At 64.0% G+C, this 14,774-nt stretch carries 13 protein-coding genes and 1 pseudogene; 5 read left to right on the top strand and 9 right to left on the bottom strand.

Annotation, left to right across the window (positions count from 1 at the left end):
- Nucleotides 1–2: 2 nt before the first annotated feature.
- Entirely contained in the window at nucleotides 3–1,181 is a 1,179-nt protein-coding gene (gene hsaA / locus A3E1_RS0135740; protein WP_020525638.1) for a 3-hydroxy-9,10-secoandrosta-1,3,5(10)-triene-9,17-dione monooxygenase oxygenase subunit, read from the bottom strand.
- A gap of 116 nt (nucleotides 1,182–1,297) precedes the next feature.
- On the opposite strand from hsaA, the gene A3E1_RS0135735 reads away from it, so the two are divergent.
- Genes A3E1_RS0135735 through A3E1_RS0135725 form a run of 3 tightly spaced genes read left to right on the top strand, consistent with a single transcriptional unit; the run spans nucleotide 1,298 to nucleotide 3,616 of the window.
- Nucleotides 1,298–2,422, top strand: a complete 1,125-nt coding sequence (locus A3E1_RS0135735; protein ID WP_020525637.1) for a Rieske 2Fe-2S domain-containing protein — start codon at nucleotides 1,298–1,300, stop codon at nucleotides 2,420–2,422.
- 2 nt (nucleotides 2,423–2,424) lie between these two features.
- Nucleotides 2,425–2,664, top strand: coding sequence for a hypothetical protein (locus A3E1_RS43880; protein ID WP_020525636.1), 240 nt, complete (start codon nucleotides 2,425–2,427; stop codon nucleotides 2,662–2,664).
- Nucleotides 2,657–3,616: a ferredoxin--NADP reductase gene (locus A3E1_RS0135725; RefSeq protein ID WP_020525635.1), complete on the top strand. Its 960-nt coding sequence runs from the start codon at nucleotides 2,657–2,659 to the stop codon at nucleotides 3,614–3,616. The genes A3E1_RS43880 and A3E1_RS0135725 overlap by 8 nt, the downstream gene beginning before the upstream one ends.
- Nucleotides 3,617–3,620: 4 nt before the next feature.
- Here the strand turns inward: A3E1_RS0135725 and A3E1_RS43875 are convergent, their stop codons facing one another.
- Nucleotides 3,621–5,210 carry an FAD-binding protein gene (locus A3E1_RS43875; protein ID WP_083929776.1) on the bottom strand — a complete coding sequence of 530 codons (1,590 nt, stop codon included), beginning with the start codon at nucleotides 5,208–5,210 and terminating at the stop codon, nucleotides 3,621–3,623.
- Nucleotides 5,211–5,262: 52 nt separating this feature from the next.
- On the opposite strand from A3E1_RS43875, the gene kstD reads away from it, so the two are divergent.
- Together kstD and A3E1_RS0135710 are read left to right on the top strand one after the other, a co-directional pair.
- Nucleotides 5,263–6,897 carry a 3-oxosteroid 1-dehydrogenase gene (kstD, locus tag A3E1_RS0135715; RefSeq protein ID WP_020525633.1) on the top strand — a complete coding sequence of 545 codons (1,635 nt, stop codon included), beginning with the start codon at nucleotides 5,263–5,265 and terminating at the stop codon, nucleotides 6,895–6,897.
- A gap of 3 nt (nucleotides 6,898–6,900) precedes the next feature.
- On the top strand, nucleotides 6,901–7,728 hold the full coding sequence (locus A3E1_RS0135710) for a MaoC/PaaZ C-terminal domain-containing protein (protein WP_020525632.1): 828 nt from the start codon (nucleotides 6,901–6,903) through the stop codon (nucleotides 7,726–7,728).
- A gap of 36 nt (nucleotides 7,729–7,764) precedes the next feature.
- Here A3E1_RS0135710 and A3E1_RS0135705 read toward each other — a convergent pair whose 3' ends face one another.
- The 7 genes and pseudogenes from A3E1_RS0135705 to A3E1_RS0135680 form a co-directional block, all read right to left on the bottom strand.
- Nucleotides 7,765–8,025 (bottom strand): hypothetical protein, encoded by a 261-nt coding sequence (locus A3E1_RS0135705; RefSeq protein ID WP_020525631.1) that lies wholly within the window; start codon nucleotides 8,023–8,025, stop codon nucleotides 7,765–7,767.
- A 64-nt stretch (nucleotides 8,026–8,089) separates the two neighbouring features.
- Nucleotides 8,090–9,232, bottom strand: a complete 1,143-nt coding sequence (locus A3E1_RS0135700; protein WP_020525630.1) for a lipid-transfer protein — start codon at nucleotides 9,230–9,232, stop codon at nucleotides 8,090–8,092.
- On the bottom strand, nucleotides 9,229–9,645 hold the full coding sequence (locus tag A3E1_RS48715; RefSeq protein WP_281167420.1) for a MaoC family dehydratase: 417 nt from the start codon (nucleotides 9,643–9,645) through the stop codon (nucleotides 9,229–9,231). The genes A3E1_RS0135700 and A3E1_RS48715 overlap by 4 nt, the downstream gene beginning before the upstream one ends.
- A pseudogene (locus tag A3E1_RS48710) lies at nucleotides 9,640–10,500 on the bottom strand (bifunctional MaoC family dehydratase N-terminal/OB-fold nucleic acid binding domain-containing protein); the annotation flags it as partial. The gene A3E1_RS48715 and the pseudogene A3E1_RS48710, both read right to left, overlap by 6 nt.
- Nucleotides 10,497–11,627 (bottom strand): acyl-CoA dehydrogenase family protein, encoded by a 1,131-nt coding sequence (locus A3E1_RS0135690; protein WP_020525628.1) that lies wholly within the window; start codon nucleotides 11,625–11,627, stop codon nucleotides 10,497–10,499. The gene A3E1_RS0135690 and the pseudogene A3E1_RS48710, both read right to left, overlap by 4 nt.
- A complete protein-coding gene (locus tag A3E1_RS48705; protein WP_020525627.1) occupies nucleotides 11,608–12,642 on the bottom strand; it encodes an acyl-CoA dehydrogenase family protein in 1,035 nt (344 codons plus the stop codon). The genes A3E1_RS0135690 and A3E1_RS48705 overlap by 20 nt, the downstream gene beginning before the upstream one ends.
- Nucleotides 12,642–14,768 carry an acyl-CoA dehydrogenase family protein gene (locus A3E1_RS0135680; RefSeq protein WP_020525626.1) on the bottom strand — a complete coding sequence of 709 codons (2,127 nt, stop codon included), beginning with the start codon at nucleotides 14,766–14,768 and terminating at the stop codon, nucleotides 12,642–12,644. Before A3E1_RS0135680 ends, A3E1_RS48705 begins: the two co-directional genes overlap by 1 nt.
- Nucleotides 14,769–14,774: the final 6 nt, after the last annotated feature.

Here is a 14,774-nt window from a genome sequence, read left to right as displayed (position 1 = left end):
GCTTAAACCCAGGCATCCGTGAAGGGAACCCCGAATTCGCCCTGTCCATACATGGAAAGAGCCCTTTCAGGATCATTGATCGCGTGTACGCGGCCCGCGTGCGCGTCGCGCCAAAAGCGCTGCAACGGTGTCCCCATCGCGATCACGCGAGCGCCAGAGTTCTCAAACAGCCGGTCGATCGCGTTGATGGACCGCCCGGTGGCCTTGACCTGGTCACGCCTGATCCGCAGCCGCAACGGCATCGGGATCTTCTCGTCAGCGTCGGCATAGCGCATGAGCTCGCGCATGTTGAGCTCTAGCTGCGCCCACGCGGCGTCAATCTCCGACGACGCTTCACCGACGCGGACTTGGGCGAACGGGTCCTCGGCGGTCTTCTGCCCGAGGTAGGCCACGCGGACACGTTCCCGCTGCATCGCCACGTGCGTCTCATAGGCTCCCGTGGCCATGCCAATGATGGGCGTGGTGATGGCGTACGGGAAAATCGATCCCCACGGAAGTTTGTAAAGTGACGATTTGTTGATCTCGTGTCCCGGTGTCGCGCACTTGGCCGTGTCAACAATGGACAGCGCCCGGTACTCCGGGATGAACGTCCCCTTGACGACGATGTCGTTGGAGCCCGTTCCGCGCAGGCCGACCGTGTCCCAAACGTCAACGATCTCGTATTCACTGCGTGGCACGAGGAACGTGCGATAGTCCTGCGGCTTGCCGTCGGCACCCCACACCATGCCGCCCAGCAGCACCCACGTCGCGTGGTCACAGCCAGACGAGAAGCTCCACCGTCCACTTAGCTGGAATCCACCCTCGACCGGGGTCGCCTTGCCCGTGGGCGCGTAAGACGAAGACATCCTGGTGTTCTCATCGGAGCCCCACACATCTTGCTGCGCCTGTGGGGCGAACAGAGCAAGCTGCCAGGGGTGCACCCCTAGCACCGACGAAACCCAGCCGGTCGAGCCACAAGCACTCGCGATCATGCGGACCGCGGCGTAGAAAGTGACTGGATCGGCCTCATATCCGCCGAAAGTCTTGGGCTGAAGGAGCCGGAACATGCCAGCTTCCTCAAGCGATTTGACGCTCTCTGACGAAAGCACGCGGCGGTCTTCGGCCTCCTGTGCCCGGTCACGCAGCACCGGCAGCAGTTCTTCGATCCCGGCCAGTACTTCGTCGCCAACTTTTCCGCTCATCAGGCCTCCCGCGTAAACTAGAACGTGTTCTAGTATGCAATGGGCGTTAGTCTAGCGCACGCTGCGAAAGAGTCTATAACCTGTTTCAGGACGGCTGTAAGAGCTGAAGGAGAGCCATGACTGACACTGAGAGTGTCCGGACCATCGAAGCCGGAGCCATCCCGGCCCGGTTCGCCAGAGGATGGCACTGTCTGGGGCTCGCCGACCGGTTCCGTGAAGGCGGCCCGCACGCGGTTGAAGCGTTCGGGACCAAATTGGTGGTCTTCGCGGATTCAGCGGGCAAGCTGAACGTGCTCGATGCCGCCTGCCGTCACCTCGGCGGTGACCTCAGTATGGGCACGGTCAAAGGAGATTCCGTCGCCTGCCCTTTTCATGACTGGCGCTGGGGCGGCGACGGCAAGTGCACGCTGGTGCCCTACGCACAGCGCATTCCGCCACGTGCCCGCACCCGCTCCTGGATCACGATGGAGCAAAACAAGCAGCTGTTCGTCTGGAACGATCCACAAGGGAACCCTCCGCCCGCGCACGTGACGATCCCGCGCATCGACGAGGCCTTCTCCGACGAGTGGAGCCAGTGGAGCTGGAACTCGCTGCGCATCGAGGGCGCCAACTGCCGCGACATCATCGACAACGTCGTGGACATGGCGCACTTCTTCTACATTCACTTCGCGTTCCCCACGTTCTTCAAGAATGTCTTCGAGGGACACGTCGCGGCGCAATACCTGGAAACCAAGGGGCGCCCCGACATCGAGGTCGCGAGTGGATACACCGGGGAAGATACGCGGCTCAAGTCCGACGCCGCCTATCACGGCCCGTCCTACATGATCGACCGGCTGTGGCACGACTTCAAAGGCATCCCGATCGAGAGCTACCTGATCAACTGCCACTATCCGATCACGAACAACTCCTTCATGCTGCAGTGGGGCGTCATCATGAAGCGGTTGCCGGGCCTGTCCAGCGAGCAGGCTGACCGCGCCGCGGTCAAGTTCGCCAACAGCCTGTCGATCGGCTTCGAGCAAGACGTCGAGGTGTGGAAGCACAAGGCGCGCATCGACAACCCGCTGCTGACCCCAGAAGACGGCCCGGTCTATCAGCTGCGCCGTTGGTACGACCAGTTCTACGTCGACGTGGAAGACGTCGAAGATGACATGGTCGCCCGGTTCGAGTTCGAAGTGGACACCACGAAGGCCAACGAGGCGTGGCAGAAGGAAGTGGCCGAGAACCTCGCTCGCAAGGCATAGCCATGGAACGCGACGAGCTGCTGCACGATCTGCAGCCGGTGGAGTGCCTCAGCTGTGGGGCACAGGTCGGCGTGCGCAAGCACAGCATGGTGCACACGAGCGTGCAATGGAGCGCGCCTTCGGTCGCGAAGTGCCTGGAGTTTCAGGGGATCGACAGCGCTCGCAGCCGGGGATGCGAGCGCTTGCGCCAAAGTATCGATTCTGCTGTGGCAGAAGGACGTGTGGAGGTGACCGGTGGCTGAAGTGGTTCGCGTGCTTGACGTCATCGACGAGACGCCAGACGCCCGTTCATTCGTGCTGGACCTTCCGGCGAGCTGGTCCTACAACCCCGGGCAGTTCCTGACTTTCCGCGCGGGGGACGTGGCGCGTTCGTATTCACTGTCGAGTTCCCCGCACTCCGGGGAGCTGCCGAAGATCACGGTGAAGCGGATTCCCACCGGCGTGGGCTCAAACTGGATGTGTGACAACCTTTCGGCTGGGTCGACATTGGAGGCTCAGGCGCCGGGCGGCGTGTTCACACCGGCTGACTGGAGCCGCGACTTGCTGCTCCTGGCCGCCGGGAGCGGGATTACGCCTTGCATGTCCATCCTGAAATCGGCGCTGCTACTTGGTACCCCCAAAATTGTTTTGGGATATGCCAACCGCGATGAGCAATCCGTCATCTTCAAGGCGGAGCTCGACGCGTTGGTGGCGCAGCATCCGGATCGGCTGACCGTCGTGCATTGGATCGACACCGTCGACGGACTGCCGACGGCACAACGGTTGCGGGACTTCGCGTCGCGCCACCCCGGCTACGAGGTTTTCGTGTGCGGACCGGACGCTTTCATGGATTGCGCCGCCGGTTGCGCCGAGGAGGTCCACGTTGAACGGTTCATTTCGATGACCGACAACCCGTTCGAGCCAAAGCCCGAATCCGAACGCATGGCACGGGTGACCGTGGAGCTTTACAACAACACCTATGTCCTCGACTGGCCGGTGCGCACGAAGCTGCTGGACCTGTTGCTGGAAAACAACATCAACGCACCGTTCTCCTGCCGCGAAGCCACGTGCGCCACCTGTGCGTGCCGGCTTCGGTCAGGTGAGGTGAAGATGATTAAGAACGAGATCTTGGAAGAAGAGGACTTCGCCGAGAACTACATCTTGTCGTGCCAGTCGCTGCCGCTCAGCGACGAAGTCCACGTCTCGTTCGATTGACGCCTCAGATCGACCGCCACCAGTTGACTTCCTCATCGATGGCGGACAGCTGCTCCCGCTGCGGTTCGTCAACGGTCATCACACGGCGCAGGCCGGCGGGCACGCTCTTAGCGGCGTGCCGGCCAGCGCGGCGGCCCGAGAACACACAGTCGGCCAGGGATAGCCCGCTGACGTAAGAGTTCGAGGCGATGCCAACCGCGTTGCGCCCGGCGGCGTAAAGGCCCGGGATAGCGGAACCGTCTTCCCGCTTCGCCTGGCCGGTCTCCTCATCCACGACGATGCCACCAAGGGTCAGCATCGGGGCGGGGAAACCAACACGAGGGCGAACCGAACAATCGATGAGGTAATAGGGCTCCTGAAGTTCTTTGCTGGCACCGATTTCCTTCATCGTGGCGGCGAAACCCGCCCGGTCGATGCGGCCGAGGCCCTTGCGGGCGCTCAGCAGGAGATACCACGTTTGCAAGCGCTGGAACCACAGGGTTTGCGAGGTCACCTGGCGCCTGGCCTCGCGCAGAATGTGCTTGTCCACGACCAGCCATGCCTTGCCGCCGTGGTTATCCATGATGGCGTCGCCGATCGCGGCGCCATAGCGCCCCTCTTCGATCACGCGGCGGCCGTCTTTGCCAACGAGCACGCCCTTGGTTAGCGCCGCCGGTGGCGTGATGAACCGCCACACGGAGATGCTGTCCATGTGCCCGGTTGCTGCACCAACGGCTACGCCGAGTTTGATGCCGCTGCCGTCGTCGCCGGGTGTGCCCAAACGCAAGCCGCCCTTGTGGTTCGGCGCGTGCTGGTCCATCATTTCGCGGTTGTGAATGAAGCCACCGGCCGCGAGGATGACGCCCTCGCGCGCACGCACCCGGAAGGTGGTGGCGTACTTGGCTTCTAGCCGCAGGGCCTGCTTGTGGAGAAACCGCCCGAGCTTCGGGTAGTAGAGCAGGGGCTTAGCGGCCCACTTGGATAGCTTCTGGTGCAGCTTGGTTTTCGTGAGCGTGCGGCACTCCACCCCGATGACTTGTCCGTCATTGTCGGTGATGAGGCGCTGCGCCGTGGTCTGCCGCTTGATCATGACGCCGTTGCGTACGACTGATTCGAGCAGCTTCTCGTAGAAATGCCCGCCTGATGTGCCTTTAGCGTAAGTCCTGTGGCCACGCGGAGCTGGCGGGGCTACGTCGCTAAAAGACTGTTCACTCCCTGAGAAATACAGGTAGTGGTCATTTGTCGGGTATGAGGTTTTGAACGGACAGAGCGAGCTGTCGAACGGAACGCCTTGGTCCTCCAGCCAGTCCAGCATCGAAATGCTCTCCTGGCAGAACTTCAGCAGGGTCTCGTTGGACACCGCGCCATCGACTTCGGTGCGCAGGTAGTTGAACATCGCGCCGGGTGAGTCCTGATAACCAGCGTCTTGCTGGAAATAAGTGCCACCACCGGCGTAGACAACACCACCGGACAGGGCGGTCGCACCACCGCCGTTGAACCGGTCCAGCACCACAACATTGGCACCTGTTTCAGCTGCTTCGATCGCAGCGCTAGCGCCGGCGGCACCTAGCCCAACCACGACCACATCAGCCTCTAAGTCCCAATGACCGGACACTGGTCCCTCCCCTGAGCTAGCCCTTCAATGGCAAAAACTATAACCTGTTCTAGTGACTCTGAACGAGGCTGAGTTTGACGTTGTAATTGTTGGCAGTGGTGCGGCAGGCATGACCGCGGCGCTTACGGCAGTGCACCACGGTCTAACCGCTGTGGTCATCGAGAAAGCGGAGCATTTCGGTGGGTCAACCGCCCGATCTGGTGGTGGGGTCTGGATCCCTGGCAACAGTGTTTTGAGGGTAGCCGGGGTGATCGACTCGCCGGAGGATGCAGTCACTTATCTGTCGCACGTTGTTAATAGTGATGCTCCCGAGGCTAAGCAGAAGGCGTTCCTGGAGCACGGGCCCGCGATGCTCGACTTCGTATTGAAGGAAACGCCGCTTCGCTTCGCCTGGGTTCCCGGCTACGCCGACTACTACCCCGAGCTGCCGGGCGGCAAAGCCCGCGGCCGCACGATCGAGCCGTCGCCGCTCAACGGCAAGGTCCTCGGTCCAGAGCTGAGCAAACTCAACCCCCCTTACATCTCCACCCGTGGCGTTACCGTCACCGCGGCCGACTATAAGTGGCTCAGTCTAGGCACACGCCATCCCAGGGCTTTTCTGCGCGGCATTCGTGTGGGCATCCGCACGGTAATCTCGCGGATCCTGGGGCGCAAGCTGCTGAGCATGGGCCAGGCGCTCATCGCTGGCCTGCGTGCCGGGCTGCTCCGCAAGGACGTGCCCGTGCTCCTGGGGACACCGCTCACGGGGCTCGTCATGGACGGGGAACGGGTCGCGGGGGTTCGCACCGCCGACAAGGTTTACCGGGCCCGGCGGGGCGTTCTCATCGCTTCTGGCGGGTTCGAACGCAACGAAGAGATGCGCACCAAGTACCAGCGCTCGCCGATCACTGCTGATTGGACAGTCGGCGCTGTGGAGAACACCGGTGACGGCATCCAGGCTGGGCTCGACGCGGGCGCGGCCGTCGCGCTCATGGACGACGCCTGGTGGGGCCCGTCCTTCCTGCTCTCCGGTGGCCCCTACTTCTGCCTTGCCGAGCGCAGTCTTCCCGGTTGCATCATCGTGAACCAGGAAGGCAAGCGGTTCGTCAACGAGGCGGCGCCATATGTGGACGCTGTGCACGCGATGTATGACGCGGGCAGTGTGCCGTCGTGGCTGATCGTCGACCAGCGCTATCGCAACAGTTACCTCTTCGCTGGACTCGGGCCGCGACAGCCCATTCCCCGGCGCTGGTACGAGGCCGGTGCTTTGGTCAAGTCCCTCACGCTAGACGGGCTCGCCAAGGGAATCGGCGTGGAACCGTCCGCATTGGAGGCGACAGTGTCGCGGTTCAACGGCTTCGCGGAACGTGGCGTGGACGAAGACTTCCACAAGGGCGAATCTACCTATGACCGCTACTACGGCGATCCGCGTAACAAACCCAACCCCAACCTTGCCCCGTTGCTCAAAGCACCGTTCTACGCGTTCAAACTCTGGCCCGGAGACCTCGGCACCAAGGGCGGTCTTGTGACTGACGAGCGCTCACGCGTGCTGCGCGAGGATGGCAGCATCATTCCCGGGCTATACGCCGCAGGTAACGCCAGCGCCGCGGTGATGGGCCACAGTTATGCCGGCGCCGGGGCCACCATTGGTCCCGCCATGACTTTTGGGTACTTGGCCGCGCTCGACATGGCGAAGAAGGAGGACTGAGCCGTGCCGATCGATCCGACCGTCGCCGTGGGAGCCCAGCTGCCCTCACGGGACATGAGCTGGTCCGCCTCTGACGTATTGCTCTATCACCTGGCCCTCGGAGCGAAGCCGACGGCACTGTCCTATGTGTACGAGCGTGATTTGCAGGTTCTGCCCACGTTCTCTCAGGTGATGCCGACGCTGCGCGACACGGAACCTCCGGTCCTGGTGATGCCGGGCATCGAGGTCGACCTCTTCAAAACGCTGCATGGGCGCCAGGAACTCGTGATGCACAAACCGATCCCGGCGTCGGGGTCGGTCACGGCGACCTCCCGCATCGTCGACGTCTACGACAAGGGTTCAGCGGCCATCATCGTGACGGAGACGTCTTGCGAGTACTACACCTCCCGGATCAGCATGTTCGTGCGCGGTGAAGGCGGCTTTGGCGGCTCCCGTGGGCCGTCAACCGCTACCGAGGTCCCCGATCGGGCTCCGGATCACGAGATCCTGACGCCAACATTCCCGGCGCAGGCTGCGCTCTACCGGCTGTGTGGTGACTTGAATCCGTTGCACATCGACCCCGGTTTCGCTGCCATGGCAGGGTTCCCGGCACCGATTCTGCACGGGCTGTGTACCTACGGCATGGTGTGCATGGCTGTTGTCGACGAGTGTCTCGGTGGCGACGCGTCTCGCTTGGCTTCTTACTCAACGCGTTTCGCGGGCGTGGTCTACCCGGGCGAAACGCTGCGTACGCGGGTTTGGCAGACCGCCGAAGGTCTGGCGGTCATAACCACCGTGGCGGACCGCGAGGACGCTCCGGCGCTCGACAACGCCCTCATCACCTACAACTGAGGCAGGCCGCCGGATCACCGGCGGCCTGCCTCACGATCACTCTGCTTTGGACGCTGCTCCCATGGGCAGGAACACCACCAGGGCGACCGCACCGACCGCGAGGGCGACCTGTAGCGCGATTTCTTTGATGCCATAGCCCGGTTCACTGACAGCGGTCGCGATGGCGGATGCGGCAACGGCTCCGATAACACCGGCGACCGGCGCCATCCAGATGGCGTTCGGCTTCTTGTCCTTGACCAGGAACCAGCCTCCCAGTCCAGCGACAACACCGATGAGCACAGCCACGACAAAGTTCATGTCGCCTCCAATAGGGACGGAACAATGTGACGCGGACCACACTGAACCGCTATTGGCCCTGCTGTCAAGAGCTGAGCACGAGCCCGGAGGTCGGGACACCGGTGCCGGCGGTGACCAGAACCGTTGCCGTGTGGGCGATCTGGTTGACGGCGCTGCCCCGGATTTGGCGTACGCCCTCGGCGATGCCGTTCATGCCGTGGATATAAGCCTCGCCGAGCTGACCGCCGTGGGTGTTCAGCGGCAGATTCCCCGCCGCGACGAACGCCCCGGCTTCGCCACGGCCGCAAAAGCCCAGCTCCTCCAGCTGCATCAGAACGTAGGGCGTGAAGTGGTCGTAGAGAATCGCGACGTCCACATCGGACGCGTTACGGCCGGACTGTGCCCACAGCTGACGTGCCACGACCCCCATCTCGGGCAGTCCCGTGAGCTCATCGCGGTAGTAGCTGGTCATGATGTACTGATCCGGTCCGCTGCCTTGAGCGGCGGCGGCGATGTGCACGGGTGGCTGGGCCAAGTCGCGGGCACGGTCCGCTGAGGTGACGACGATGGCCACAGCACCGTCGCTTTCCTGGCAGCAGTCCAGCAGGCGCAATGGCTCGGCGATCAGCCGCGATTGCTGGTGCTCAGCGAGCGTGACGGGCCGCTTGTAGAACCAGGCGTGCGGATTCGTGGCCGCATAGCCGCGTGCCGTGACGGCGACGCGGCCGAAGTCTTCTGACGTCGCACCGAATACGTGCATGTAGCGCCGGGCAGCCATAGCGACCGTGGCCGCCGGCGTGCCCAGTCCCATCGGGTAGTGCCAGCTGTTGTCGAGCCCCGAGGTGTTCACTTGACTGGCCGCCGCCACGGACACCTGACCGAACCGGTGTCCCGAGCGCTCGTTGAGCGCCCGGAAGCAGATCACGGTCTTGGCCATCCCGGTTGTCACGGCCATGGCGGCTTGCTGGACCGTCGCGCACGCGGCTCCGCCGCCGTAGCCAATCTTGCTGAAGAAGCTGAGTTCTGGCACGCCAAGCTCGCGGGCGAGGGCGATTTCGGCGTTGCTGTCCATGACGAAGCCCACGATGCCGTCCACATCGGACGGTCGCAGACCTGCATCAGCCAGCGCCGAACGCGCGGCTTCCACCGCGAGCTGCAGCTCACTGCGCCCCGAGTCCTTGGAGAACTCCGTGGCCCCGATTCCCACAATCGCCGCGTTCAGTGTCATGGCAACGTCACCTCCACGGTTCCGGTGACGTGCGCACCGAGGCTGTTGCGGCCGGTCACTTCAATGACATGCTCGTTGCCGTCCCGATGGGCGATCACGCCCGTGAACGTCAGCGTGTCGTAGGCGTAGCAAGGCACACCGAGCTTGATCGCGATCCGCCGCACGTCGGCCTCGGGTCCCGCCCAGTCCGTCACGAACCGCTGCACGAGCCCGGTCGTGGTGAGGATGTTGACGAAAATGTCCTTGGAACCGCGAGCGACCGCTAGATCCCGGTCGTGGTGTACGTCTTGGAAGTCGCGAGTCGCCAGCGCGGTGCTCACGACAAGCGTTGGGGTGACGTCGAAGGTCAGCTCGGGAAGGTCTGAGGCGTAAACAGGTTTGGCGGGCGGCGTGTAACCGGCGGGATGCCACACCGGGAGCACGAAATCGCCAACGGGAGCGAAGCCCACCTGCACCGGCATGCCAATGTGGACGGACGCCGGGTCCACCTCACGCAACTCGGCCATCACGCGCACGCCTTCGGGTAACTCCACGAGCGCCACTACGAAGGGCAACTGCTTACCTGGTACCGGTGGGTGGTGGTGCACGACGAAGCTATAGACCGTGCCGGTGCCGGCGGCGACCACGTAACCTGGTTTTGCCGCGCCACACGACGGGCACGTGGGCCCGGGCGGATGCCGCAAGAGCCCGCACTTGCCACACTGCTGAATGCGTAACTCGCCTTCGACCGCGCCGTCCCAGAAGAACGACGTGTCGCGGGAGACGAGCGGCTGGATCGGTTTGCCTACCGAACCAGCGGCACCCGGCTTGAACTTCAGCACCCGGAAAAGCATTGTCGCCACGGGTTCAACGCCTGCGTACCAAGTGCTCTCGGTGGTGAAGAACCAGCCTTCACCGAGCGCGGTCTTCTTCGGCCCCGCATAGCTTTCCAGCCGCGTGCGGACCGTCAGTTCTTCTCCGATGCGCACATAACGCGAATACTTCTGCTCACAGTTCGTGGCCACGACAGAGGTGTACCCGGCGTCGTCGAGCGCCTTCGACATGATCTGAAGCGGATCGTCTGGGGTGGACACCGGATGCAGGCCACGCATGGTCCACACCTGAGTCATCGCGGGCGGCGCTTCCCACTCCAGATAGCGGGGATTGGTGTCGCCGATGGCTTCCGTCCAGTTGTTGATCATCGCCTGATTGACGGGATCACGCCCGGCCCGTGGGCTGCACAGCCCAGCCGCCATTACCTCTTCGGCGATCTTCGCGATGTCTGTCATCGGGGAACCCTCGGCAAGTTCAGTCCAGCTGTGGCGATGAGTTCACGCTGAATCTCGTTGACCCCGCCGCCGAAAGTCAGCACGAGATTGCGTTTCGCCTGCACGTCAAGCCAGCGCCGCAGCGCCACTGGTGCGTTGTAGCGGCCCGCCACCGTTTCCAGAACCTCGTTGAGGCGCTGGAGCCGTTCGGAAGAGAAAACTTTGGTCGCGCTGGCGTCAGCGATGTCGACCGTAGCCGCGGTCGCGACCTGCCAGTTGAGCAATTCGTTGACACGCAAGGCGACTCGTGTCTCTCTCAACGCGGCCGCCACATCGGGCTCGTCCAGCAAACCGTTCTGTGCCGCCCAGGTGTGCAACCGGTCGTAGAGCACGGCAATGCGCCCCGACGGGCCGAGCATGACACGCTCATGGTTCAGCTGGGTGGTGATCAGCCGCCAGCCCTGGTTTTCCTTGCCCACCAGCATGCTCGCCGGAACGCGGATGTTCTCGTAGTAGGTCGCGTTGACATGGTGCGCGCCATCGGCCGTGATGATGGGAGTCCACGAATAGCCCGGATCGTTTGTCTGCACAATCAGGATGGAAATCCCTTTGTGCTTGGGCGCTTGCGCGTCCGTACGGCACGCCAGCCAGATGTATTCGGCGTCGTGCCCGCCCGTGGTGAACGTCTTCTGTCCATTCACGACATACTCGTCGCCATCGCGCACGGCACGAGTGTTCAGTGACGCCAAGTCCGTTCCCGCGCCCGGCTCGGTGTAACCGATCGCGAAATGCAGCTCCCCCGCCAGAATCCGCGGCAGGAAGAACTCCTTTTGCTCCGGCGTCCCGTGCTCCTGCAACGTCGGCCCGACCGTTTGCAAGGTAACCGCCGGAAGCGGAACGTCTGCACGCGCCGCCTCGTTCACGAAGATCTGCTGCTCGATCTGCCCGAACCCACGCCCGCCAAACTCCACCGGCCAGCCCACGCCGAGCCAGCCGTCGCTGCCCATCTGCCTGATGATCTCGCGATAGACCGGCCCATGCCGTTGTGTCATCAGGACTTCGCGCTGCCGCGCCGTCATAAGCCCGGCGAAGTATTCGCGTAACTCCGCTTGCAGCTTGCGCTGCGCGTCAGTGAGATCGATGTACATACCGGGTCAGATCCTTCACGAGGGAGTAGTACCGGTGCAGGGGGTAGGTCACATCGAGCCCGATCCCGCCGTGCAGGTGATGACACGTCCGCAATGCTTTCAGCGCTTCGGTTTCCAGCCAGTGCTCCGCCGCCTCGACATCGGCGCTCACGTCCTTGCCCGTGTCGAGTCCCCACGCCAGCGACAGCGCGAGCAAGTGGGTGGTGCGCCAGGCGATATAAACGTCGGCTATGTGGCCCGCCGCGATCTGAAAGGTGGCCAACGGCTTTCCAAACTGCTCGCGGGTACGCAGATGAGCCGTCGTCAAATCCAGAGCCCCCGCGAGCAAACCGTCAACCATCGCGATCGCGCCCGACAGCAAGTAAGGAAACACGTCTCCGCCCACGGCTTGCCCAGCCGTCAGCGTCGCGTTACTCTCCGCCAGCCCACTCGACGAGAACCCAGGCTCCACATCGGACGCCGCAGCCACCGCTGTCTCGCGCCGCCCCACCAGCAACACCCGGCTCGCCTCCGCCAAGAACGGCGCCGCCACCTTCCGCCCTCCACTCGCCGCGGACGTGGCGCCTTCCACGGAAGCCGCCATGGCGCTCGGCGCGGATGCTGTGCCAGGCGCGGGAGTAGCGGCTTGCGCGGATGCGCTGCCCGGCACGGATGCGGTGGACGAAAGGGCCGCCTGTGCGGAGGTGAGGCTTGGCTTGAGTCGCGGCTGGGCGAGAGCGAAGGTGAGGAAGGTGTCGGCGGTGAGGAGGTCGGCACGGTTGAGGCGTGTTAACGCGAGCGATAACGATAGCGCGGGAAACGCTGGCGTCACGAGCGCGCGACGGCCGAGTTCCGTGAGGACGATGCCGGTCTCGATCGCGCCGAGGCCGTCGCCGCCGAGCGATTCGGGCAAGGCGAGGGATAGCAACCCGGCTTGGCCGAGTGCCTTCCACGCCGCTTCGGGTGCGGCTGAATCGAGGACTTCCGTTGCGGCCTGTAAGACCGCTTCTTGAGTCTCGCTGTAAGTGAAGTCCACTATGGCTCCCTCGGTAGCCCTAGAACCCGCTCGCCCACAACGGAAAGCAGGATCTGTGTCGTGCCACCCGCGATGCTCAGGCAGCGGGTGAGCAGGAACTGATGGGTGACGTCGGAGCTGACCGCTCCGTTCAGGCCTGCCGTCTCCAAGGCGAATTCCGCGACGGACTGTCTATGGGCGACACCAAGCAGTTTGCGGACCGTCGAATCCGTGCTCTGGCCAGAAAGTGCCGCCAATGTCGCGCGCAGGTTCAACAGCGTGATCACGGTTCCATTGGCGACCAGGGTGCCCAGGCCCGCGGTTGGCTCTTTCGCTTGCTGCAGCAGCTTTTCCACCTCAGCACCGACTGACGATCCGGTGCCCATGGCGACCCGTTCGTTAGCCAGCGTCGTGCGCGCTAACTTCCAGCCGTCACCGGGAGCGCCCACGAGGCAATCGTCAGGCACGAAGACGTCGTCAAGGAAGACCTCGTTGAAGATCGTCTCGCCGGTGATTTCGCGCAGGGGGCGGATGTCCAGCCCGGGTGAGTCCATCTTGACGAGGAAGTAAGTGATGCCTTTGTGCTTAGGCACGGTGGTGTCCGTGCGCGCCAGGCAGATCGCCCAGTCGGCTTCGCGGGCGAGGGAGGTCCACACCTTCTGCCCGGTCAGCTTCCAGCCACCGTCCACTTTGTCAGCCCGCGTGCGCAGTGCGGCCAGATCCGAGCCAGCTCCGGGCTCGCTGAACAGCTGGCACCAGACCAGGTCACCGAGCAGGGTCGGCCGCACGAAGCGATTCTTCTGCTCCTGCGTGCCGTGCTGCAGGATCGTTGGCACCGCCCACGCCCCGATTTTCAGGTCAGGGCGAGTCAGTCCGGCGCGGGCCAGTTCCTCATCGATAGCCAGTGCCTCCCGTGGGCTGGACGGGAGAAACACTCCAGCATCAACCATCGCGGCCCGCTGGTCGCCAGGAGGAAGGCTGGCGATGGCGGCCACTCGCGCCGCGACGGCCGAGTCTCCAACGCCGACAGTCAGGGTCCTTCGCGCACCTGACATGGCTAGTTCCGCGGCACGCCGCTTCCATGGGTCACTGCCACCCAGCAGCTGCCGTAGCGACAAGGCCCGGCGCAGGAAGCGGTGCGCGTCGTGCTCCCACGTGAAGCCGATGCCACCGAGCACCTGGATGCAATCCTTGGCGTTGTCGACGCCTGCGTCGAGTGCGGCCGTGGCCGCGACAGCCGCCGCGAGCGGAAACTCAGCAGCGCCAAACGCCCGGGCCGCATCCCACGCGGCCACGCTGGCCGCTTCGGCTCGCGCGTGCATGACCGCGCACAGGTGCTTGATCGCCTGGAACGACCCGATCGCTCGGCCGAACTGTTCACGGACCTTCGCGTATTCGGCGGCGGTCCGCACACACCAGCTCGCCACGCCAGCAGCCTCCACAGCCGCCAACATCGCGAACACGTCCCGCACATCCCCGTCAAACGTCACCGACTCGCCCGCTGCTTCGCGACCCTCACCAACGCCGCCCGCGTCAAGGCCGGCGTCACCCCCGACACTCGAAGCGAGGCCACCCGAGTCGGGACCGACCGCGACAGCCGCCTCGCCAAGACCGCCGTCAACCGCGACGCCACCCGAACCGGGACCGACCGCGACAGTCGCTGCGGGAAGGCCCGCGACTGACGCAGCGGCCGAGGGGCGAAGGTTGCCAAGGGTGCGGGTTAAGTCGATGTGGTCGAGGGAGTCGAAGGTGAGGTCGGTGGCGGAGGCGAGCGTCCACTGCGTTGGCGCGGGATTCAGCAGCACGTGGGTGGATTCGCCGGCGCACAGGACAGGTCCGTTTGGTGACACTTGCAGGGCCACCGTCGCTGTGCCAGTCATGATGGCGTTTTGGAGGGGATGCTCGCCCAGGATCAGTCCAGCGAGGAGGGTCGGCAAGAGCGGACCTCGTACCCCCGAATGGGTTAATTGCTCAAGCGCCGCGGCGAGGTCGGCAGCTGAACCGCCCGCGCCTCCCACGGCCTCTGGCTGGGTTATCCCGAAGATGCCGAGCGCGGCGAGATCGGGCCAGGACGGTTCACCGGCCTTGGTCAAAGACCGGATCGAGTCGGCTAGGGCGAGCTGATCCTCGGTGATGGCGATCGGCACGAAGAA

The organism is Catelliglobosispora koreensis DSM 44566 (genome assembly GCF_000379685.1).
In the GTDB taxonomy this organism is placed as follows: Bacteria; Actinomycetota; Actinomycetes; order Mycobacteriales; family Micromonosporaceae; genus Catelliglobosispora; species Catelliglobosispora koreensis.
Note: the sequence above shows the minus strand (reverse complement) of the source record. Positions and strands in the feature narration are given on the sequence as shown.